Here is a 22041-nt window from a genome sequence, read left to right as displayed (position 1 = left end):
AACTTCCTTTAACCACGACGCCCATCAACACGACGCCGCGTTAAAATAGGAATACAGTGGAATAAGAACAATAAAAATGCCACGATCCACAGTACAGCACTCAGCTGCCATGCGATGTGTGGCCCAATAACAACAGGTAATAACGAACGAATAATTGCTGCAATAAACACTAAAGCAAACGCCACAGCCATAAAGTGAGGAATAGTTAAAGGGCGGCCAGTATGACCATGAGATACCCGCGTCATCATCGCTAAGATCATCATGCCAATCGTACCTATAGTGATCATATGCAGCGCGTCTTTAAACAAAATAACCGAGCTGTAAAAACTCAGCGCAAGCAATACTAAACCAAGCCCAAGAGCTAGATAAGAGAAGTGCAACGACCATAACAGTGGTACTTTGAGTATTTGATTATTCCACCACAACAATGAGCGACTTAAATGCACTACAGCAACAACAGCCAATGCCCAACCAGGATTAACGCTTGCTATAAATAATTGGCTGATAAAATAAAGCGCGACAGCAAACAATGAGCTGTAAAGCAGCACTTTATCTAAACGAGGAGTACGCACTTGCTCCGCTAAACCAAGACCACGAGCAGTAAAAAAAGGTAATACCCGCCCAGCCACCACACCGACAAGTAAGGTCATTACTAGTACTGCGGTATCGGCGACTGCCAATGCAAGTAGCATGTTTTGTTGTATTGCTAAGCATAAATAAATAATATTGAGCACACACAATGCGCTTAGCATCAGTAAAAATTGGTAGTTATTTTTATTGCCAGCTTTAAGGAGCATATTAGCCAGCGCCATAACTGCACCTAACCACCAAAGCAATTGGAACAATAACACCGCATATAAACTAAAGTTTTCAATACCTGCACTGGTAATAAAAAACGCAACACGAGCTGCTAGCCACACTAGGGTTAGCAACATCAATTTACGACCATTAATACTCGCAACCCCGCTCCAAGTTTGTGCTGCGGTTAATAAAAACCCCACAGCTACAGCGCCTGCAAAGCCAAACATCATTTCATGGGCATGCCAAAGTGTTGCTGGCATAGTCAATTGCCATCTGGCATGGCCTGTTAAAATGAGTAACCAATAACTAATCGACAAAACGGCCAATAAGCCAGCTCCTAAAAAGTAGGGCCGAAATGCTAACATCCATAACGGCCATTGACTGACTTGATAAAAACGCATTTTTTTGGGCATTGGTTCGGTTAAATTGATTGCTCGCATCAGCGTATTAGACTCATCTATCTAGGTATTTATAACACGCTATTGCACAAGCCGAGCCAAGATTTAAACTGCTTATTATTCAACATATTAACTATTTTGCTATTGACAAAAAAGTCTTTATGACTCACCTTTAAATAAGATAAAAACACATTGGAGTCATTTTGACATGGTAGATAAACAAAGCTTACTTAATGTCGCCCTTGTGCTTGCTAAAGTGAGCGACCAAAAGCAGCCTTTTCAGCAGTTAATTCAGTGTATCAAACAAGTAATACCCAGTGACGCTATTGCACTGCTTACCTTACAAGGCGATGTGTTAAAACCACAAGCTATTCATGGACTGACGCCTGACACCCTAGGACGACGCTTTGTAATAAACGAGCATCCACGTTTACATGCCATTTGCAACGCTAAGCAACCATTACAGTTTGCCCATGATTGCCCAATTCCTGATCCGTACGACGGTTTACTATCGAGCAAAGCTGGCGATATTCCTGTTCATGCTTGCTTAGGCATCCCTCTACTTGATAGCGACGATAACTTACTCGGGGTGATCACCCTCGACAGTCTCGATGCAAATGCATTCGACAGTTTTGACCTTGAGCTATTTACTCAACTAGGTACGCTTTGCACCGCGCATTTGCATACTGTATTAAAACTGCAGCAATATCAAAACCACGCGCAACATAGTAGCGCTTTAGTGCAAGAGCTAAACCGCGAAGCGCTTACCCGCGATGGTGCAGAGATCATCGGCCAAAGCACGGCCATGCAAGCCCTTCGAAGCGATATAAAACTAGTGGCGGCTTCTGAGTTTAGTGTCTTGATCCAAGGTGATACCGGGGTAGGTAAAGAGCTAGTAGCACGCAATATCCATCTTCATTCAAAGCGTAGCGAAATGCCGTTAATTCACTTGAATTGTGCATCATTACCAGAGAACCTCGCCGAAAGTGAATTTTTTGGCCACGCCAAAGGCGCATTTACCGGCGCCCATAATGCACGTCAAGGCAAGTTTCAGCTGGCTGATGGTGGCACCTTATTTTTAGATGAAATTGGTGAACTGCCACTTGCCATGCAAAGTAAACTATTGCGCGTCTTACAAAGTGGTGAAATCCAAACGGTTGGCGAAGATGAAGTAAAATACGTCGATGTAAGGGTTATTGCGGCTACAAACAGGCATTTAAAAAACGAAGTCGCTCAAGGGCGTTTTCGAGCCGATTTATATCATCGGTTAAGTGTTTACCCGCTCAACGTTGCGCCACTTAAACAACGCGAAAACGATGTAATTTTACTTGCAGGTTACTTTGTTGAAAGAACAGCCCGTAAGCTAGCTATCAAACAACTCAAACTCAGCGTCGAAACGCAACTACTACTCACTCAATATGACTGGCCGGGAAATGTGCGAGAACTTGAGCATGTGATCAGCCGTGCAGCATTAAAAGCCAAACAAAGCCAGTGGCAGCAAGCAATAATTACTATTGAACCTGCTCATTGTGAACTTAACCTAAGTACAAATAACCCAACGCCTGTCGCATTAACAACTGCCGATAACAATAACATAAATAAACAAAATTTCTCGCTCAAACAAGCAACGGATACATTTACTCAGCATTTAATCAGCCAACAGCTAGAACAACATAATTACAACTGGGCCAGTGCAGCACGAACATTAAAAGTTGATCGCGCTAACTTAGTGCGATTAGCCAAACGTCTTGGTATTACAGTAAAAAAATCTATTTAATGTGTATTTTATTCACCCAAACTTGGCTATAGTGCCAACTGGTGTAAAACCACAATAAACATCTAAACAGGAGATATTTGATGATTGTATTAAACCCCCTTGCTGGGCAAGTAAGTGCTTAATTTTATTTTTTAATATTAAGTTTTGCCCGGCCATTAGCCGGGGCGCTGTTGATAGCTAAAATTTAACAGCAAACCCCTTTGTTATTTTTACTCTTTGCAGTAATGGGGTTATATGAATACTAATTTAAGTTTAAGCCAACTGGGTTGGCGCGCATTTTTCCAACAACAACTTACGCTCAATGATTTAGAGCACACACTGATTGCACGGATCATTACCTACCATCGCAACCACTTTGTTGTACAGAGTGAGCAGGGTTGCCACAAGGTATTGGTAAATTCAGATCATCCCCCCTTAACTGTGGGTGACTGGATATTACTTACGCAACACAACGAACACTGGCTGTTTACCCGATTGCTTGAGCGCTTAACATTGCTCAGTCGCAAAAGTGCGGGAAGTAAATTAAGTGAACAGCTTATTGGCGCTAATATTGATACTTTGTTTATTGTCAGCTCGCATAATCAAGATTTCAATCTAAGCCGCTTTGAACGCTACTTAGCGTTAGCATATCAAAGTGAGTGTTTACCCGTTGTTGTACTGACCAAACGCGATCAATGTGCAGCACCAGAGCAACATATAGCACAACTAACAGCGCTTGATAATCACTTAACCGTGCTGTCTGTTAATGCATTAGAGCGTGGCAGTGTTGAGCAATTAATGCCATGGTGCGGCAAAGGTCAAACATTAGCTTTTGTTGGGTCTTCGGGTGTAGGTAAATCCAGCTTAGTTAATAGCTTATGTGAACAGCAGCTAAGTGACACTGGTGCAATTCGCGAGGACGACAGCAAAGGTCGCCACACCACGACTCATCGAGCATTGCATGTTCTTAACGTAGGAGCGCTGTTACTCGATACTCCCGGCATACGCGAGCTGCAACTAAGTGACTGTCAACAAGGTGTAGAGCTTACTTTTAACGATATAAGTGAACTGGCGCAGCAGTGTCGATTTGCCGATTGTAGTCATCAGCTAGAACCCGGTTGTCAGGTGCTAGCTGCGTTACAAAAAGGCTTATTAACGCAGCGGCGTATCACTAATTATCAAAAACTGTTAAAAGAGCAGCAACGCAATACTCAGAGCCTTGCGCAATTACGTAGCCAAGATAGAAGCTTAGGTCGGTTTTATCGTAACGTACAAGCAGACATGCGTAATTTAAAAGGACGTTAATTAATTTTTCTCAGTCGTTAAACAAAACGTGGCTAAATACTGTTTAGCCACGTTTTTGCTGATAGAAAGATTAACGCAGCTAAATTACGCGAGCTTATGCTCCTTAAAATACGCTTTTAAAAGCTGACTGAACGCCTGTACCTTAGCTGTTCGGTGCACTAAGTGATGGGTTACTAGCCATAAATCCGTTGGCCAACTCAGTTCATCCGCTAGTATTGGTACTAAATCAGCATACTGCGCCGCCACGTCATGCTGCATCCCGCCAATTCCCAAGCCTTTAACAATTGCACGGGTTGCCTCTGAGGTTTCAGACACGCGTAATTTCACTTGTGAAGTTGGTATATTTTCATCAACCCAAACAAAATAAGGCACTTTGCCATTATAGCCGGCCACCCCCGAAACAAAATTATGCAACGGCAATTGCTTAATACTTTTTGGCACGCCATGCTTATCAATATAACGCTTTGATGCATAAAATCCTGACGACAAATGCGCCAAATGCTGGGCGATATAATCACCTTCATCAGGACGGGGACCTGCGCGAACCGCTATATGTGCTTGGCCGTGGTCAAGACGTAAACGCTTTTGATCTAATATAACTTCCAGCTGCACCTGTGGATGTAAACTTTGAAATTGTTCACACACATCACTCAGTACATCAATAAAACCACTGACCGTTGTAAGCAATAAACTACCACGCAAAGTACTATCTGCGGCAATAATATCATTGTGTAAGCGTTCAAGTTCACTATTAATAGACTGCGCTGCTGTAAAGAGTTTAGCGCCAATCTCAGTTACTTTATAACCCCGGGCATGACGATGAAATAAACGTGCATTTAAACTTTGCTCAAGGTTATTAATGCGCCTAAGTACCGTACTGTGATGAACGTTGAGCTTTTCAGCCGCCGCTGTTAACGTTCCTAACCGCGCAACTTCATAGGCTACTTTTACATCTTGCCAGTCATCAAATTGAATCGCCATACCTGCCCTTAACCTTAAGTGTGCGTATATGCACATAAGTTTTGCGTTTATTTGGCTTTTCTGCAAGTAAATATTTGCTAAAGTAGTTAACAGGCAAACCCAACTACGTTATTGAAGGCGACCACCATGACAGCACCAAAAATTATTGCCTTAGCAGGCAGCTTACGTAAAGACAGCTTTAACCAAAAATTGATCAATGAAGCAGCCCGCTTTGCATTAGAAAGCGGTGCAGAAGTTGAAGTAATTAAACTGGCAGATCTAAACTTACCCATGTTTGACGAAGACGTTGAAGCGCAAGGCACACCAGTAGGCGCTCAGTTATTAAAAGACAAACTACGCGCTGCAGATGGCATCTTACTTGCGAGCCCTGAATATAACGGTTCAATTACGGCGGTACTAAAAAATGCCATTGATTGGTCATCACGTACTGAGCAAGGCGCAGTTCCAGCATTTCGTAACAAGGTAACGGCTTTATACGCCTCATCACCGGGAGGCTTAGGTGGCTTGCGTGGTCTAAATCACGTTCGCGATATTTTATCGGGTATCGGCAGCTTGGTATTGGCAGATCAACTTGCCGTACCTGCAATTCACACTTTGCTTGATGAAAATGGCCGCATTAGTGACCCAGTGACAGCAGAACGAATTGCAGGCCTTGCTCAGCAGCTCGTCAGCGTTGCCAGCAAATTAAATAAATAAACCGCTTAAGAAAGCTTTGTCGCTGCTAACTTGGCAGCGATAAAATCCTCATGCGCGACATACAACAAGTTAGAAACACGGCGAATTACATACTCTTCTTGCGGATCTAACTCACCATCGGCATACGCTAAGCGCCATAGCAGCTCTATAATTTCAATGCGTTGCTCTGCGCTGCATTGATCATTAATTTGTTTAGAAAACTGAAAGTAATCAATCGCGTCATCCAAACTTTTTCCTGCGCTTTGCATTAGCTCACTAACGTCTTCATCACTCAAATTAAAATACTTTTTTAAAGTCAGAGATAACGTTTTCAATTCATCGTCTTGCTGCTCGCGATCAGCACGCATGACTTCAATCAATAATGCCGCTACAGCCGTTTTCAAATCATGCTCTTGCAGCTGAGCTGGTTGCTCATCAAAAGCTGAAAATAGTTGTTTTATTTGTTTGAACATCACATTTTCCCTTTTTGGGTGTTAGACTTACAGCATAACTCGTTGCATCACTGTAATTAAATAGTGCGCTCAATACAATAATGGAGTTAAAGGTTTATGAAAGGAAAAACAGCAAATAGGCTAGTAATTATCAGTGCACTGGCACTATTAATAGGCAGTAATGCGGTATTAGCAGAAAAAGGTGAAACCGAAAAACTCTATGACTTTGATGAAAAAGTCCATTATTACCAAACAAAATTAGACGCAAATAACTATCATCTAGAAATTCAATCTGACGACTATCAGCACTTTAAAAATCAAAGTGTATTTTTATTGCGCCATGCTGACCGTTTATGCCGTGGTAATCCGTTTATGCTAAAAGTGACTGATGGTGTACAAGAGTATGATCGTTTCCCAACCAAACCCCGCGCCTATCAGCCACCTTTAACGGTATTACTACAATGTGAGACAAAGCCCAGCAAAGACTAATCTTTAGTCTTTATAACCCCAAGGCGCTGGCGGTGGTGTAATTGGTTTTGTTAAATCAAAATCAACGCGAAACTCGCGGCCTTGGCGAATTAAACGATAAGTAAACTTTTCAGGGTAAATATACATCTGCCATGTATTACCGATAGATTGTGGAATACTTTGGCTAACAAACAATTCTTTTGAATACTGATCCGCAGGGAACGACTGCACGTTAGCAAACCCAGCATCAACAGTATGACCACCGTACATAGTCGATACATCATCAGTTCCATCTTGATGGCGATGATCATGTTTTAAACTCAAACCACTACCGGTTTTGGTAATGATCCACGTACGTGATGCATCATCACCTACATGAAACGGAATTTGTAACTCACTATCAGTACATTTACGAACATGCATGACTAGTTTTTTGCCTGCAAACGAGCTAGGACCAGTGGCATTATCAACCGTTACTTTACCCTCAAAAGCTTTACCACAATAGGCGGCAATATTATCAAAAAAGTCATCATGTGTTGGGATAGATACTAAAGGCGCAGGGCGAGCAAACGCCGCCGTAGATGCCAGCAATAAAGTTGCCGCAGTTAATAATTTCATAGCATGTTCCTAAAAGTATAAAGTTGCAGCTTAGCCTGTTAATAAATACAAAGGAAGTAATCGCGGTGAATGGTGGTCCAGCGGTGAGTAAGCTAAAAAAGTTTGCAAGCCAACCATAAAATAGCTTAAACGGCTTTTTCAGCTCGGCTTTTCATCAACTTTAATAGTGAATTATGAAAGTCTTGAAAAATAACCTCACCCCATAATCGAGAGTAAATAGTAAAGTTGGTATTATCTTCAACAGTGGTTTTTAACGTTAAAACGGTTTGTCCATTAGCGGTTTCTGCTAAATAATAGCCTCCATAAAGAGGAGAAAAATATTCTCCACCTAGCTTTACATGTTTATCTAGTGCGTTGTCTGGAATCAAATCAGGGTCGATATCAAACTGGTAGAGCATTTGTTTATTTGGCTGCCAATCTGTTATAACTTCTTTAAATACAACGCCATTTTGCCATTTACTAGTTCTCACTGCACCTACACCTTGTGCATCCATATCCGCCTGCAAAGGGCGAGGAATACCAATCAATTGCGAAAATGACATTGGGAACTCCCCCTCTGCAATGTAACTTACATTCGCCAATTGCCGCCAAACAACATCTATTGGTGCATTGATAACAACTGAATTTTTAACTTCGTATGTTTGCGATAGCTTTAAAAAATTCACCTCTAGCGGTGATAAAATCAAAGGTATTAATGCCACTGACATGACGACTTTTTTACTTTCTTTTTCTAATTTACGATGTACAAATCCAGCTAAGACTCCTCCTATACTTGCAAATAACATAAATGCAGGTAGCGCCATAGCGACACAGATACTCCCCTCTAAAAGAGTGACTACACTGACCAGTAAAAATACAAAAATAGGCTGCCAAGCCTTAACTGCCATTTGCTTATAAGACATTGATTTATTGAGTTTGCATTCAAAATAAATACGAATATAGCCAATCGCAATGGGGACTAAAAACATAAAAGAAATAGTGACTAAACTGCCGAAGTTAAACGCATCACTAAACTCTAGAAATACCCGTATAGATATGCCGTAAAGCACACCTAAAATAATGCCTATATATTTTGGAGAAAGCGTTCGCATAAATAGTTCTTTCAATGTTTAATTGCCAATAATGTTCCGAAGTTAACAACTATTTCTAACCGCAGCAATAAAAAACGCGGCCTGAGCCGCGTTTCATTGTTTAATAACTTTTAAACCTTTACTGCCAAGGGCGCTCAGCGTTAAGCTTTGCCTCAAAGGCGTCAATTTGTGGGTTGAGGGTTTCGGTGACGCCGATAAAATCTAAGCCACTTAATAAACGCTCTTTTACGTCTTTGCGAATATCAAAGCAAATTGGTGCAAACTTGTTACTGATAAGTACCTGATTTTCAAGATCGATGTCGATATGAATATCGTCGTGTTGCTCGCTCAGTACAAACAAGTCTTCCAATGTTTGCGCTGGTAGTGCAATAGCTAGCATCTGGTTATTGCCACAGTTATTAAAGAAAATATCAGCAAAGCTTTCCGCTAAAATCACTTCAAAACCATATTGCTTAAGCGCCCATGGTGCATGTTCACGTGATGAGCCGCAGCCAAAGTTATCGCGAGTTAGTAATATTTGCGCGCCTTGGTAACATGGCCGATTTAAAATAAACTCAGGGTTTGGCTCGTCGTTATCTAAATAGCGCCAATCATAAAACAACGCCGCATCAAAACCATCGCGGCTGGTTGAAGTTAAAAACTGCTTTGGAATGATTTGGTCGGTATCGACGTTGTTTTTATCAAGTGGGGCCATTAAGCCACTAAAATAAATGCTCATTAGGCTTCTCCTCTAATATCAACAAAGCGACCATGAATAGCTGCCGCAGCGGCCATTGCAGGGCTTACTAAGTGTGTACGACCACCACGGCCTTGGCGACCTTCAAAGTTACGATTTGAGGTGGATGCACAGCGCTTGCCTGCACCTAAGCGGTCATCGTTCATCGCTAAGCACATTGAGCAACCCGGTTCACGCCACTCAAAACCAGCAGCTTTGAAAATATCAGCTAGGCCTTCATCTTCAGCCTGTTTTTTCACCAAGCCAGAGCCAGGTACGATTAACGCCTCAACACCAGCAGCCACTTTTTTACCTTCAACAATCTGTGCGGCGGCGCGTAAATCTTCAATTCGGCTATTGGTACATGAACCGATAAATACCGTATCTACGCTCGCTGACGATAACTTATCACCGGCTGTTAAGCCCATGTATTTAAGGGCACTGCGAATCGCATCAGCTTTAATTAAATCAGGCTCTTGATCTGGATCTGGAATGCATTCATCAACACCAATAACTTGCTCAGGGCTAGTGCCCCAAGTAATTTGCGGCTGAATGCTACTCGCTTCTAGTTCAACTTCTAAATCAAACTGCGCACCTTCGTCAGTTTTTAAGGTTTCCCAGTAGGCAACTGCAGCTTCAAAATCATCGCCTTGTGGAGCAAATGGGCGGCCTTTTAAGTAATCATAAGTGATTTGGTCTGAAGCGATTAAACCCGCTTTAGCGCCCATTTCAATACTCATGTTACACAATGTCATACGCGCTTCCATTGACAGTGCTGCAATACCTTCACCACAAAACTCTGCCACATAACCTGTACCACCAGCGGTACCTAGCTTACCAATCACCGCCATGATCAAATCTTTGGCTGTAACCGTTGGACGTAGTACACCATTAATTTGAATTTTTAATGACTTGGCTTTTTTCTGTTGTAGTGTTTGCGTCGCGAGTACGTGCTCAACCTCAGACGTACCAATACCATGGGCCAGCGCACCAAATGCACCGTGAGTAGAGGTATGGCTATCACCACAAACAATGGTAGTGCCAGGTAAAGTAATACCTTGCTCAGGCCCCATTACATGCACTATGCCTTGGTTAATTGAGTTTAAATCGTAAAGTACAATACCAAACTCTTTGCAGTTGGCATCAAGCGCCATCAATTGGTTTTTTGATACTTCACTGGCGGCATCTAATGAGCGGCTTTTGGTCGATACATTATGATCCATCGTTGCGATGGTTTTTTCAGGACAACGCACTTTACGGTTTTTCTCTCGCAGGCCAGCAAAAGCTTGCGGCGATGTCACTTCATGTACTAAATGACGGTCAATATAAAGTAAATCGGTTTGCTCATTAATACTAGCAACTACATGTGCTTGCCAGATTTTATCGTATAACGTTTGGGCCACTTGCTGATCCCCTAATTTGTTTGACTCGCCGCGTGACGGTGCAGCGAGTGAATAATTGTTTAAATACGTGCTGTTTTATATACGAGCGACAATTGCTGCGGCAACGTCTTGCGTTGTATAACCTGCATTTGGGTAAATATCCGGTGTACCTACGCCTGCTTCGACCGCTTCGGCTACTGCTTTTTCAATGCTGCGCGCCGCTTCATCTTGGCCTAGTGAATAACGTAGCATTAACGCGGCACTTAAAATTTGTGCGATTGGGTTTGCAACCCCTTTGCCAGCAATATCAGGTGCCGAACCACCAGCAGGTTCATACATACCAAAGCCTGACTGATTTAAACTTGCCGATGGCAATAAGCCCATAGATCCGGTGATCATCGCGCATTCATCTGACAATATGTCACCAAATAAGTTATCACACAGTAACACATCAAACTGGCTAGGTTGTTTAACCAGTTGCATTGCCGCGTTATCAACGTAAATATAATCAAGGCTTACTTCTGGGAAGTCTTTGCTTACTTCGGTTACTACTTCGCGCCATAATACACTTGATGCTAATACGTTGGCTTTATCAACCGACGTTACATGGTTATTACGTAATTTTGCTGCTTCAAAGGCAAAACGTGCAATGCGTTCAATTTCTTTGCGTGAATAAGTTTGCGTATCAAACGCCACTTCTTCAGCCCCTTCGCCACTGCGGCCTTTTTCGCCAAAGTAAATACCGCCGGTTAATTCACGCACGCATAAGATATCAAAGCCTTTTTCGCTTATATCGGCACGTAATGGCGATGCAGCGCTCAGTGCTGGTAATAGTTGCGCTGGGCGTAAGTTACAAAACAAACCAAAGTGTTTACGTAGTGGCAAAAGTGATGCGCGCTCTGGTTGCTCATTGGCAGGAAGATGCTCCCACTTTGGACCGCCCACTGAACCAAACAAAATTGCATCGGCACTTTCACACGCTGCAAGGGTTTGATCGGGTAACGCTTTACCAAATTGATCAATCGCAGCGCCGCCAATGGCATGATGATGACGAGTTAAAGTAAAACCAAATTTACTGCTCACAGCATCCAATACCTGCTCTGCTGCTGCCATTACTTCTGGGCCGATACCGTCGCCTGCTAATACTGCAACGCTATAATTTGATTGACTCATCCTGCTTTCCTTTGTTGTTTTAAATCAGACACTTTTTGTGCGCGATAAATTAAGTTATAAACGCGGATCATGGCGCGTACTGACGCCTCAACCACATCCGCTGCAATGCCCGCGCCGTGATAAGGGCGGCCATCGTATTTAGCTATTATATTTACTTCACCTAATGAGCTGGCACCTTCACCGGTCGCCTCTAGATTAAATTCAATCATTTCAACAGCCATACCCGTTAAACGTTCAATCGCTAAGAATGACGCCTCTACAGGGCCATTGCCGGTAGCCGCTTCTTGTTTAGACTCACCATTAATCGTCATCCCAATCGTTGAGCTTGCTACTGATTGCGAGTTAGACGTTGAGTTAACAAACTCTAATTGGTATTTGTCGTCTTTATCACTGATTTGGTTAAAATAAATCATCGCTTCTAGATCGTAGTCGTACACTGTGCCTTTTTGATCTGCAAGGGTTAAGAAGCTTTCATACAGGCTATCCATATCATAATCAGATTTTTGATAGCCCAATTCTTCAAGGCGGTGCTCAATAACATGGCGTCCTGAACGAGAGGTCATATTTAATTGGTTATTTGGCACACCGACGCTTTCTGGCGACATAATCTCATAGGTATTTTGCGCTTTTAATACACCGTCTTGGTGAATCCCTGAACTATGAGCAAACGCATTCTCACCAACAATGGCCTTATTGGGCTGTACTGGCATGTTACAAATTTTCGCCACTTGCCGTGAAGCACGGTAAATCTCTTCACTGCGAATATCGGTATACACATTTAAATGGTCTTTACGCATCTTCATGATCATCGCCACTTCTTCAAGTGAACAGTTACCCGCACGCTCACCAATGCCGTTAATCGTACATTCGATTTGCCGTGCACCGGCTTGCACCGCTGCAACAGAGTTGGCAACGGCCAAACCTAAGTCGTTATGGCAATGTACACTTAACCGCGCTTTATCAATATTTGGCACGTTATTCATTAAATGGCGGATCATCGCCGCATATTCGTCTGGCGTAACAAAACCAACTGTATCTGGTAAGTTGATGGTTGATGCACCAGCATTAATCGCCTGCTCAACAATTTTGCATAAATCCCAATGCGGTGTACGGCCTGCGTCTTCGCATGAAAATTCCACATCATCAGTATAATTACGGGCAAGCTTAATTGATTTAACCGCCATGGCTGTCGCATCATCTAAGCTCATACGTAGCTTGTGTTCTAAATGCAAAGGGCTGGTAGCAATAAAAGTATGAATTCGACTTTGTTGTGCTGTGCGAAGTGCTTCGCCACAGGCTTCAATATCTTTAGCAACAGCGCGTGCTAAACCACAAATAATAGGGCCTTTCACTTCTGTAGCTATACGTTGCACTGAACGAAAATCGGCAGGGCTCGAAACCGGAAAACCTACTTCCATCACATCCACATTTAGGCGGCTAATAGTATGCGCCAGCTGGATTTTATCTTCTTCAGTCAGGCTCGCTTTAAGCGCTTGCTCACCATCACGTAAAGTGGTGTCGAAAATCCATACTTTATCTTGTTCTTGCATAATCTACCCTTAATTCTCTGCTGCCCTGGATGCGAGATAAAAAAAACCCCGCGATATGCGGGGTTTTTTGTGTTTACTTAATGCAAATACACTAATCCCCGCTCACGTGCGCTTGCAGTAAGAGGTTCAGTTTTAATGTAATTAAATGAGTGTTTTGCATCGTCTTTACTAAATGTGTGTGTTCAGTGAGCCCTATTTTTAACACTTCAAAACTGCGCATGCAAGCATAATCTCACCTTTAAATGGAATGAAAAACCACAATAAAAGAAAATAAATTTCGTATAAAACCAACTTTAAGGTTATATAATTCAAACCAAACCTAAAGCAACCATAATATACTTTACTTTATGGCCGATCCTGCTTAGATAAGTTTTCTATTTTAATGTCAACCTACTCGCCGATAATACAATCCCGATATGCTCAATTAACAACGCCAACTTACTTATTGCATCAATTGCAGCTTTACTCACAGATACTTGAAGTGTCATGTTAGAAATAAAAGGCTAGCCGACATAAAGCAGCCTCTCTAATTGTCACTCATTCAATAAGTGTTATTTATATACATAAAGAGAATATTCTTTTAAAAGCTCTAAACTCGCTTTTTCTACTTTTAAGTTATTTACTTTTTTATGCGAGCCATACCATTGGATGGAGCCTTGGAATTCATCATCAAATGGTAACACTATAAAAGAAGATGTTTCTGAACCAATCGGTGAATTTGGCTCATACCAAATAAGATTACTATCTTGAGAGTAAATCCTCCCAGACTTGCCAGTAATGAGGTAATGGTAATACTTCCAATCCGGGCAACCTCCAAAAACAAATGCATCCATTCCTGTAGACATACTCAGCGTATTATTCATTTGTTCATTGAGCGTTATCCCCTGAGGACCATTCCTTGGCCCACCCATTAAACGAAAAGAACAACTTAAATCGAGGTTGTGAGCATTTATAAAATTTGTCCAATAATCCATATATTTAGACCAAGAAGCCTGCCTTTTTTTCTGCCTTTCTAAAAACTCTTGCTCGCGCTTATTTTGTATCTTTAATTGCAAGGCATTATTGACAACTTCACCATTAATATAGCTCTGCGCGCCTTTAGATTTTAAAAGATCGATGACTTTTGAATTATCATTTGTAATAGCAATGCCTAATGCTGTACTGCGGTCCATGTTTTTATAATTTAAATCAGCACCATACTTTATAAATATCTCAGTATGTTTTGCGTTCCCGCTATTATTGATAGAGTACATCAAGGGTGTGTCGCCAAATACATTCTGATGATTAATATCAACGCCTAGTCTTACTAACTTATCAATATATAACGCCAATGTTCTGTAATTCAAAGAACTAGACATTATATGAAAAGCATTTTCACCCACTTCATTTTCATATGAGTAGTTACAACCATTACTAGCCATGTAGTTCATTAAAGTAAGGTCAGTGGTATCTTTTAAAAGAGTTTCCATACAGACAGGCAAGCTGTCACGACTCTCTTTGCAATTAGGGTCAACCCCACCTTCAAGCGCATATTTAATCAAAGAAAAATAACTATGTTCAATGCCTTGGCTAAGCGTTCTGCAGCTTTTAGCTATTTTTTCATCATCCATAAAATCTTGTAATCGAGGAGTAACTTTTTTACCACCTCGAATAATCTCTACATCTAAAACTCGCTCATAATAACCACTGTTGTTTTTTTTATAATACAAATAGCTCGCCCAAGCGATAAGGCTCAGTAATACAAAACTTAAAAATATTTTTTTCATCTGTTATTCCTTAACGTAATTTATTAGAAGTTCCTTTTTTTTACACAACCGAATAGTGTATTATATTTACCGAAAATACGATATTACTTTTGCATTTTCAATAGTCATGTAAGACACGGAAACATTTTATAAAGGATTATTTATGCCAAAGCATACTGCTTTTAAGATCATTACATACCTCATTTTTGTCACTTTGCTTGGTTGTGAAAAGACTGACCCTGACCCTGACACACAAAAAAACGAATCTAAAGCAACCCAACCCATAGCTTTAAAAGAAGATATCACCGACGCTGCGCAATTTGATCAAGAGCGTATCCAGTTTTTGTGGCAGGGACCTCAGCAAGAAAAAAGAACGATATGGAGCATCAAAATAGATGGAACAGATCTTCGCCAGGTGCTTGATGAGAAAGAACTTTCATTCAACACCCCTCCTGGCGGTAATGGTGGGCACATAACATACCTTTCTCGCTCACCAAATAACCGCTATTTAGCGCTAATTATGTACCAAGAAGTCATTGTTTATGATCTGTTAACTCGAGATCACCTTATCATCGGTGAAGCAGTAAGAGGCCAACCACAACTGATAATTTGGAAAGATAATACCTTCAATGTTTACATGTCTAAATTTGGCGACCACTCGCGAAACTTATATGTCGACTTGAACAACCTAACAGTAACAGAGAAAAAAGAAAATAGTGATACGGTCTATTTAAAAGATGGTTCAACTCTCTCTTTTCACAAGTTTCATATGAGTAAATACAAGGACGATAAAAGGCTCTTTAAAATTGATCTAGATGGGTATGATAAACTTAACAAACCATATCTAAATGGATACGATAAACTTAATGAACTATATCTTAATAATGAACAAACACATGGGCTACTGCACACTAAAGAAAGGTCTTTTTACTTTAATATAACAACTGGAAAAATACTCAGCACCTTCGATAATAACTTTTTTACACCGTGGCATATTAACCATGCTAATAGCCAACTAATAGGCACTGACAAAGAGCATAAACAGTTAACCTTTTATAATATAACGACAAAAACAACAACAAACATTTTAACCTCCGCCACCAAATTAAGAATAATAAGCCCACTTAAAGCAAGTGCCTACAATCAAGAAAAGCCCTCCCTTTTACCTAAACTCTCAAACTTACCAAAAGGGTACATTTACGGAGACCGCAAAGTCGATGAAAATTATTATTTTGGAGAAAAAGTTGATGGAAAAGCAGAAGGTTATGGGGAAATGTATCAACGTTACACTCACCTTTGGCAATATCAAGAAAAAAACAATACTCTGATACCGCTTCACTATAAAGGAAATTGGAAAGCGGGTGTATTTGAGGGTAATGGCGAGGTTATTTATACAAACGGTAGTCGCTATAAAGGAGAGTTTTCTTCTTACCTTCATCACGGTCAAGGACGTTTTACTGATAAAGACGGAAACGGCTTTGATGGAAGCTGGAACAAAGGACAAAAACATGGCCGTGGCCTCTGCCTTACCTACCGTAAACCAACTCCATGTGAATACTACTACAATGCAATAGTTACTTATGAGGGAGAGCTAGACGACAACGGCATACGTAACGGTACGGGTACTTTTAGTTGGGTACCTTACATTAAAAAAAACATCTATAAAGGTAACTTCAAAAATGATTTATTTCACGGTCAAGGCGTGCTAACCAAGACCTATTATAGTAACGACGTTTATAAAGGGCAATGGCAATTGGGCCTGCGCCACGGTCAAGGCACACAAACCAATGGCGAAACTCATTATGAAGGACAATGGAAAGCCGATAAGCGCCATGGTAAAGGTACACAAACTAAAGGCAACATTCGCTACGAAGGCATGTGGCGAGTCGATTATTATAATGGTCAAGGAACATTAAATGAAAATGGTAATATCTACAGTGGACTATTCAGTGCTGGCTGGCTATTTGGTCAAGGCACATATAAAAACAAAAATGGAGACAGCTATAACGGAGAATTTGAATACTCCCGTTACAATGGATATGGAGTAATGAACTACGCAAATGGTGATCAATACAGTGGCCAATGGCTATCCCACATGAGGTGGGGTAAAGGCAAGTTAACCTTAGCAAATGGTGACTTTTATGATGGCGATTGGGACAACGATACAAAGCATGGCGAAGGAGTCTGTCAAGAGAATTCAGAGGAATACCCATGCCAATACTTTCGTGGTTATAAATTACATAATATACGTGATGGTTATACAAAATCTAGAGTTATCATAGACGATGGCTACGGTGAGGTGTTGGGCGACTATATTGGGGAGCTTGAAAACAATATCCCCCATGGACAAGGGTCATTTATAAATAAATATCAACGTTTTTATATTGGTCACTTTGACCACGGTCTATTCAATGGTCAGGGGATATTACTAACTTCACATCATGGCATTATCTATGATGGTATGTGGATCAAAGGCAAACCTAATGGCTACGGAAAAACGAATATATTTGAAGGGCACTGGAAAGATGGCGTGGCTCATGGAGTAGGTAAGTTACATATAGGTATTAACAGCACGAGGCGTATTATTAAAGGTAACTGGCAAGATGGAGAAATCAGTGAGGGAACTATTATATACCAAGATGTTGATTATATAGAAGATAAAGCTATTTACACTAATAACTGTGTTTATACTGGGAGGTTATCGTTATCTATTAATACAAAAATTACCTATTCAACAAGTGACATGACTTTTGTTAAGGTCACCCCACAAGGGAAATGTGTACGTGTAGAACAAGAAAAAGAACACAACACTAATGCTTTGAGTAAAAACCATTTACAAAAGGATAGCAAATGAAACGTATTATAGTATCGATATTAGTCATTTGTTTTAGCTTAGGCGAGTGCGAACATGAAGCTCGAGCTCAAGTCCCACCTAAAATGGAAGCACAGCAAATCAAACAACCATTACTTGACTTGTTTGCCAAGCCAAAGTTGACAACTGAAAAAGCTAAACTAGAGGAAGCGCTTATTCTAAAAGCAATAGCAGATGACCCTTCGGCCCAAATCGCATTAGCAAATATGTATGAAAATGATAACCAACAAAAACGCGCCTTATTTTGGTATCAGCAAGCAGTTGAACATGGCGGTATAGATGAAGAAAATGCCATTCTTAAATTTTCTCAACAAAAACTAGCACAAAGTAACGACCCTAAAGATATATTTATGTGGACAAAGTATGCAGCTGAACACGGCGATATTAGCGCACAAGAAAAAACAATGGAATACTATCGTAGGGGTCAAAAAGTTAAAAAAAACCTTATTGAAGCCGAAAAATGGCTAAGAAAACTAATTAGCCACGAAGCCAAAAAACCTACATTTAAACTGGTAGAGCTACAGTTAGATACAATTAATTCAAATAGAGAAAAGAACATCCCTAGCGCGATTGCCCTAGCCAAAAAACTCGCTGAATCGGGGTCTGTAGACGCGGCTTATTTTTTAGGTTGGTTGCACCAATTTGGCTCATTGTTGGATAAAGATATTACCAAAGCGATTTACTGGTATAAAAAAGCAGCCGAGTTAGCTGATATTCGTGCATATCGCAGTTTAGGGTGGATATATCACTCTCACTATAACGATAATAAAGCAGCCGCTCACTGGTATGAAAAATCTGCTTATTTAGAAGATCAAGTATCTCAGTTTAATTTAGCCGTTTTATATCACTTAGGGAAAGGGGTAGATAAAGATTTAAAAACTGCAGCCCAACTGTATGAAAAAGCAGCTTATACAGGGCATAATTCCGCAAGAATTAATTTGGCTAATATGTATGCGAATGGTATTGGGGTGAGCAAAAATAAAGAGCTGGCCGAGCAATATTATAACGGTTATCAGCATATAAACCTCGCGACTGAAAAAAAACAAAGTCAGCTAAATATAGAACCAAATATTGATTATATAAAAATAGATATAGCAGATTTGGATTTATCAACTCAAAACTTTTATACGCTCCATGAACGTTTAGGAATTTATAGCCACTCAATTGATATAAGTAAACTTCCCGTTTTAGAAGATAACTCAGTGATCCTATTATTTGTTAATATACCAACTTTAGGGCATTACTCTGTAAGTAAAGGAACAAAAAGTAGCTTATACCAACGAACTCTTATTAATGATGTAACTATTAATAATTTTAGATCTGGTAATTTATAACACAATAAAACGTTGGTCCATTATCATGGGTCAACGTTCATAATAAGCGCTTAAATAGGATAATTAAAAACATCACTCCAGTATTATGGACGGCATTACGGGCACATCCGAATACGGATTGTAAAGATCTTTATAGGCTACACCTTTTAAAATGTAAGTAGGATCTTCCCCATTTCTAAGATCTTGTAATAAATCAAAATCACCACTTTTAGGTATGTCGGTAAATTTTATATTTACATAAGCATTACCATCGAAAACACTAGATATTGACCTAATCTGCTGCCAGTCATGTTGTTTGTTTCTAAAAATCAATTGCGCTTGGCCATAATTAGGGTTACTGGCATTAACTTTGTAAACGTATTCATAATCACTGCTGGTAATTATTACTTTATTCAATTGGTTAACTTGGATTGGCACCAGCGGCGAAGCTTTAATACTAGCCGCCCCGAGCGAATTTTGCGATAGTAGCGCACTTAAGGCAACAATGACTGTTGTGTATCTTTTCAAAAAAAGCATTTTTCCCTCCTTGGTAAATTAAGATATGTTTATACTTTCACTTAAACTTTGTAGTAGAGCAACAACCAGCCACTATACTACGGCATAACATTAAACCATTGTTGTTCCTACTAGGTTTACCCATTAATGATAGTCGCACACTCTTCTCAACTGTTCTAGCAATCGTTTTTCCGATTTATTTTTGCACAATGGCTGTCAAGACAATAGTAAAGCTTTTTATCATCGTCATAGCATTGTTGCATTAATCTGGCTTGATATTCGCTATCGCTCAACGTTAATAGATTATTCAGCTCAGATATTACTGATTTATTTTGCATGTCCCACTTTTGCGTTCTCAGCTTTTGATCATTATTATTAATTACAGCGGTGTAAACTTTACTTTCTTCTCGTTTGGCCTCTGCTATATTAAAAAAACCTTTAATTGGCGTTTCAGTGCCTTTTACTATTTCAACATTACCATCGTCAGCTGCTAACGGAATAGAGCGGTTTACACTGAGCAACAGCGCCCGTGTTTTGGGTATAACATAACCATAAATATGGGTTACCTTGCTCTTAATAATGTGGTCGTTATACCAATCGCTGTAGGTTTTATCTTTACTATTAATATCAGGGCGCTTTAAATCTGCAACTGCAAATTTTTTGTAGCTAAGAGTATTGGTTTTACCCTTATAGCTTTCTAGTTGAGTTTTAAACGTATCAAACCACTTATCACCTTGGCTTGCCGCTAACAAGCTTATCGCATCAACCGGCGGCACAATAATAGGTCGGGTTTTATGGGCATGAAACGGGTTTCGTGTTGTTAACTGCTTGTCATCAACAGCCTCAAGCACCGCACCTTCATCACTGCTTAATAGTATTGGTGCGGCTCCATCGCTATCAGCCACCACTACACGATTAAACAACGGGGTGAGCTTACGAATTGGCTCCCCCTTATTAACATAACCGGTAAGTAAATACGCTTTAGGAAAACTAGATTGCCCTGTATTAAATTGCTCAGTCATTGTTCATCCTTGATATTAAACACGCCATAAATATATATTGACCCCATCCCCCAAATACCACATTCCTTTAAGGGTATTTTTCTCTTTTTTTGAGTAAGTAAATCCGTTTCTACAATATAGTCATCGAAATAGAATCGACCATTCGGCTTCACCTCCTCCGTTGACCTTATCGTTTCAATATATAATACTTTATTTTTTTTATCTGAGAAAAAATATGTATATCTATCATAGTCTAATATAATACGCTTACTAGGATCTGATAAATTAATCCAGTAATTTTTAGGGTATCCAAGTCCCTCTGATAAAAAAGAAATATAATCGCCGAAAGGGGATACTTTTAAATACTGCATAGTAAAATGGTTATTAAAACCTAAATCCACCTTCTCTATCACGTCGCCATTAAAATCATATAACCAGTATTTATTTTTTTTATCGGCTAAAAACGTTTTACCATCTGGCAATAAAAACAAGCCATTAGAGTAAATAATTGGTCGCTCAGTGAGTGTTTTAGTCGGTACATGGTAGTTATAATGCTTACCACTGGCGTAAAAAATCACATTTTCACTGTCTTTAGTCCAATTAAAATGAGCATAACCATGGCCTTTACTCATAAAAATAAACTGTTGGGTTTTGGTATCCCACAGCTCGCGGGTGAAACCGTGCTCTGTTGTATCCATGGATAAGGCAATGTAGCGGTTATCTGGCGAGCGCTTAGGCTTATGTAACCCAACCCTCCATTTATCTTTATAGGCAGTTTCGGGAATAATGCGGCGCCTATCAGAGCCATCCATGCGCGCAGAAAATAATGTAGTTTGCCCTGTCCACTCTATGTCGGCTTTAAATAAAATCCGCGGAGTTGAAAATGTTTCTTTATCGCCATACACCTCGTCGCGCACCTCTTTAGGCCACTCAGGATGATATGTATGGCGATATGCTCTTTTATCTTTACTAAATCGGCTGGGCTGTTCTTCAACAACTTGTTTAGCAGGTGGATTAGGCTCCTCACCACAGCCTGCTAATAGCAGCGTAGCGACACTTAGTAACATTATGACTGCACGGCGTGAAAATGACTTAGTTAACAGTGGCGTTATTGGTGATTTTTTTACTGAAATTAATGACATCAATAGTCCTTGATTGTACGGTGTAAATTGGTCGTAGAGGCAGCAATGCGAAGCATGAACGGGGTAGTTTTTTGGGCATGAAACGGT

General features: G+C 40.4%; 19 protein-coding genes. 6 read left to right on the top strand and 13 right to left on the bottom strand.

Going from position 1 to position 22041, the window contains the following annotated elements; genetic code table 11:
• Nucleotides 1-8: 8 nt before the first annotated feature.
• A complete protein-coding gene (locus tag H5201_RS05575; RefSeq protein ID WP_182739929.1) occupies nt 9-1241 on the bottom strand; it encodes an NnrS family protein in 1233 nt (410 codons plus the stop codon).
• Between the two features lie 166 nt (nt 1242-1407).
• On the opposite strand from H5201_RS05575, the gene norR reads away from it, so the two are divergent.
• Together norR and rsgA are read left to right on the top strand one after the other, a co-directional pair.
• Nucleotides 1408-2976, top strand: coding sequence for a nitric oxide reductase transcriptional regulator NorR (gene norR / locus H5201_RS05570; RefSeq protein ID WP_182718537.1), 1569 nt, complete (start codon nt 1408-1410; stop codon nt 2974-2976).
• Between the two features lie 234 nt (nt 2977-3210).
• Entirely contained in the window at nt 3211-4260 is a 1050-nt protein-coding gene (gene rsgA, locus H5201_RS05565) for a ribosome small subunit-dependent GTPase A (protein ID WP_182783891.1), read from the top strand.
• Between the two features lie 84 nt (nt 4261-4344).
• Here rsgA and H5201_RS05560 read toward each other — a convergent pair whose 3' ends face one another.
• Entirely contained in the window at nt 4345-5241 is an 897-nt protein-coding gene (locus H5201_RS05560) for a LysR family transcriptional regulator (protein WP_182783889.1), read from the bottom strand.
• A 126-nt stretch (nt 5242-5367) separates the two neighbouring features.
• Here H5201_RS05560 and H5201_RS05555 point away from each other — a divergent pair, with 126 nt between their 5' ends.
• Complete coding sequence (locus H5201_RS05555; RefSeq protein WP_182783887.1) at nt 5368-5937, top strand: NADPH-dependent FMN reductase; 570 nt, start codon at nt 5368-5370, stop codon at nt 5935-5937.
• 5 nt (nt 5938-5942) lie between these two features.
• Here the strand turns inward: H5201_RS05555 and H5201_RS05550 are convergent, their stop codons facing one another.
• A complete protein-coding gene (locus tag H5201_RS05550) occupies nt 5943-6389 on the bottom strand; it encodes a TerB family tellurite resistance protein (RefSeq protein WP_145242439.1) in 447 nt (148 codons plus the stop codon).
• Between the two features lie 96 nt (nt 6390-6485).
• Here H5201_RS05550 and H5201_RS05545 point away from each other — a divergent pair, with 96 nt between their 5' ends.
• Nucleotides 6486-6857 carry a hypothetical protein gene (locus tag H5201_RS05545; protein WP_145242437.1) on the top strand — a complete coding sequence of 124 codons (372 nt, stop codon included), beginning with the start codon at nt 6486-6488 and terminating at the stop codon, nt 6855-6857.
• 3 nt (nt 6858-6860) lie between these two features.
• On the opposite strand, the gene H5201_RS05540 is transcribed toward H5201_RS05545, so the two are convergent.
• The 7 genes from H5201_RS05540 to H5201_RS05510 form a co-directional block, all read right to left on the bottom strand.
• Nucleotides 6861-7454: a hypothetical protein gene (locus H5201_RS05540; protein WP_182739931.1), complete on the bottom strand. Its 594-nt coding sequence runs from the start codon at nt 7452-7454 to the stop codon at nt 6861-6863.
• Between the two features lie 125 nt (nt 7455-7579).
• Nucleotides 7580-8545 carry a hypothetical protein gene (locus tag H5201_RS05535; protein WP_145242433.1) on the bottom strand — a complete coding sequence of 322 codons (966 nt, stop codon included), beginning with the start codon at nt 8543-8545 and terminating at the stop codon, nt 7580-7582.
• 118 nt (nt 8546-8663) lie between these two features.
• Nucleotides 8664-9263: a 3-isopropylmalate dehydratase small subunit gene (gene leuD / locus H5201_RS05530; RefSeq protein ID WP_182739932.1), complete on the bottom strand. Its 600-nt coding sequence runs from the start codon at nt 9261-9263 to the stop codon at nt 8664-8666.
• Nucleotides 9263-10663, bottom strand: coding sequence for a 3-isopropylmalate dehydratase large subunit (leuC, locus tag H5201_RS05525; RefSeq protein WP_145242429.1), 1401 nt, complete (start codon nt 10661-10663; stop codon nt 9263-9265). Before leuC ends, leuD begins: the two co-directional genes overlap by 1 nt.
• A gap of 75 nt (nt 10664-10738) precedes the next feature.
• A complete protein-coding gene (gene leuB, locus H5201_RS05520; RefSeq protein ID WP_182735445.1) occupies nt 10739-11815 on the bottom strand; it encodes a 3-isopropylmalate dehydrogenase in 1077 nt (358 codons plus the stop codon).
• Nucleotides 11812-13365, bottom strand: a complete 1554-nt coding sequence (gene leuA, locus H5201_RS05515; protein ID WP_182739934.1) for a 2-isopropylmalate synthase — start codon at nt 13363-13365, stop codon at nt 11812-11814. The genes leuB and leuA overlap by 4 nt, the downstream gene beginning before the upstream one ends.
• A gap of 551 nt (nt 13366-13916) precedes the next feature.
• Complete coding sequence (locus H5201_RS05510) at nt 13917-15131, bottom strand: ankyrin repeat domain-containing protein (protein WP_182718531.1); 1215 nt, start codon at nt 15129-15131, stop codon at nt 13917-13919.
• 142 nt (nt 15132-15273) lie between these two features.
• On the opposite strand from H5201_RS05510, the gene H5201_RS05505 reads away from it, so the two are divergent.
• Entirely contained in the window at nt 15274-17964 is a 2691-nt protein-coding gene (locus H5201_RS05505; protein ID WP_182767852.1) for a hypothetical protein, read from the top strand.
• Complete coding sequence (locus H5201_RS05500; protein ID WP_182718529.1) at nt 17961-19316, top strand: tetratricopeptide repeat protein; 1356 nt, start codon at nt 17961-17963, stop codon at nt 19314-19316. The genes H5201_RS05505 and H5201_RS05500 overlap by 4 nt, the downstream gene beginning before the upstream one ends.
• 72 nt (nt 19317-19388) lie before the next feature.
• On the opposite strand, the gene H5201_RS05495 is transcribed toward H5201_RS05500, so the two are convergent.
• The 3 genes from H5201_RS05495 to H5201_RS05485 form a co-directional block, all read right to left on the bottom strand.
• Nucleotides 19389-19832, bottom strand: coding sequence for a hypothetical protein (locus H5201_RS05495; RefSeq protein WP_182718528.1), 444 nt, complete (start codon nt 19830-19832; stop codon nt 19389-19391).
• 155 nt (nt 19833-19987) lie between these two features.
• Nucleotides 19988-20833 carry a hypothetical protein gene (locus tag H5201_RS23090; RefSeq protein WP_259399657.1) on the bottom strand — a complete coding sequence of 282 codons (846 nt, stop codon included), beginning with the start codon at nt 20831-20833 and terminating at the stop codon, nt 19988-19990.
• Nucleotides 20830-22041, bottom strand: a 1212-nt coding sequence (locus tag H5201_RS05485; protein WP_310736928.1) for a hypothetical protein, incomplete at its 5' end; no start/stop codon positions are given. The genes H5201_RS23090 and H5201_RS05485, both read right to left, overlap by 4 nt.

Source organism: Pseudoalteromonas sp. SG43-6, from assembly GCF_014164365.1.
Classification (GTDB): domain Bacteria; phylum Pseudomonadota; class Gammaproteobacteria; order Enterobacterales; family Alteromonadaceae; genus Pseudoalteromonas; species Pseudoalteromonas rhizosphaerae.
Note: the sequence above shows the minus strand (reverse complement) of the source record. Positions and strands in the feature narration are given on the sequence as shown.

What these genes read in the sequence shown, in the direction of transcription:
- H5201_RS05575 (WP_182739929.1), bottom strand. Translation starts at nt 1,241, where the DNA reads ATGCGAGCAATCAATTTAACCGAACCAATGCCCAAAAAAATGCGTTTT.
- norR (WP_182718537.1), top strand. Translation starts at nt 1,408, where the DNA reads ATGGTAGATAAACAAAGCTTACTTAATGTCGCCCTTGTGCTTGCTAAA.
- rsgA (WP_182783891.1), top strand. Translation starts at nt 3,211, where the DNA reads ATGAATACTAATTTAAGTTTAAGCCAACTGGGTTGGCGCGCATTTTTC.
- H5201_RS05560 (WP_182783889.1), bottom strand. Translation starts at nt 5,241, where the DNA reads ATGGCGATTCAATTTGATGACTGGCAAGATGTAAAAGTAGCCTATGAA.
- H5201_RS05555 (WP_182783887.1), top strand. Translation starts at nt 5,368, where the DNA reads ATGACAGCACCAAAAATTATTGCCTTAGCAGGCAGCTTACGTAAAGAC.
- H5201_RS05550 (WP_145242439.1), bottom strand. Translation starts at nt 6,389, where the DNA reads ATGTTCAAACAAATAAAACAACTATTTTCAGCTTTTGATGAGCAACCA.
- H5201_RS05545 (WP_145242437.1), top strand. Translation starts at nt 6,486, where the DNA reads ATGAAAGGAAAAACAGCAAATAGGCTAGTAATTATCAGTGCACTGGCA.
- H5201_RS05540 (WP_182739931.1), bottom strand. Translation starts at nt 7,454, where the DNA reads ATGAAATTATTAACTGCGGCAACTTTATTGCTGGCATCTACGGCGGCG.
- H5201_RS05535 (WP_145242433.1), bottom strand. Translation starts at nt 8,545, where the DNA reads ATGCGAACGCTTTCTCCAAAATATATAGGCATTATTTTAGGTGTGCTT.
- leuD (WP_182739932.1), bottom strand. Translation starts at nt 9,263, where the DNA reads ATGAGCATTTATTTTAGTGGCTTAATGGCCCCACTTGATAAAAACAAC.
- leuB (WP_182735445.1), bottom strand. Translation starts at nt 11,815, where the DNA reads ATGAGTCAATCAAATTATAGCGTTGCAGTATTAGCAGGCGACGGTATC.
- leuA (WP_182739934.1), bottom strand. Translation starts at nt 13,365, where the DNA reads ATGCAAGAACAAGATAAAGTATGGATTTTCGACACCACTTTACGTGAT.
- H5201_RS05510 (WP_182718531.1), bottom strand. Translation starts at nt 15,131, where the DNA reads ATGAAAAAAATATTTTTAAGTTTTGTATTACTGAGCCTTATCGCTTGG.
- H5201_RS05505 (WP_182767852.1), top strand. Translation starts at nt 15,274, where the DNA reads ATGCCAAAGCATACTGCTTTTAAGATCATTACATACCTCATTTTTGTC.
- H5201_RS05500 (WP_182718529.1), top strand. Translation starts at nt 17,961, where the DNA reads ATGAAACGTATTATAGTATCGATATTAGTCATTTGTTTTAGCTTAGGC.
- H5201_RS05495 (WP_182718528.1), bottom strand. Translation starts at nt 19,832, where the DNA reads ATGCTTTTTTTGAAAAGATACACAACAGTCATTGTTGCCTTAAGTGCG.
- H5201_RS23090 (WP_259399657.1), bottom strand. Translation starts at nt 20,833, where the DNA reads ATGACTGAGCAATTTAATACAGGGCAATCTAGTTTTCCTAAAGCGTAT.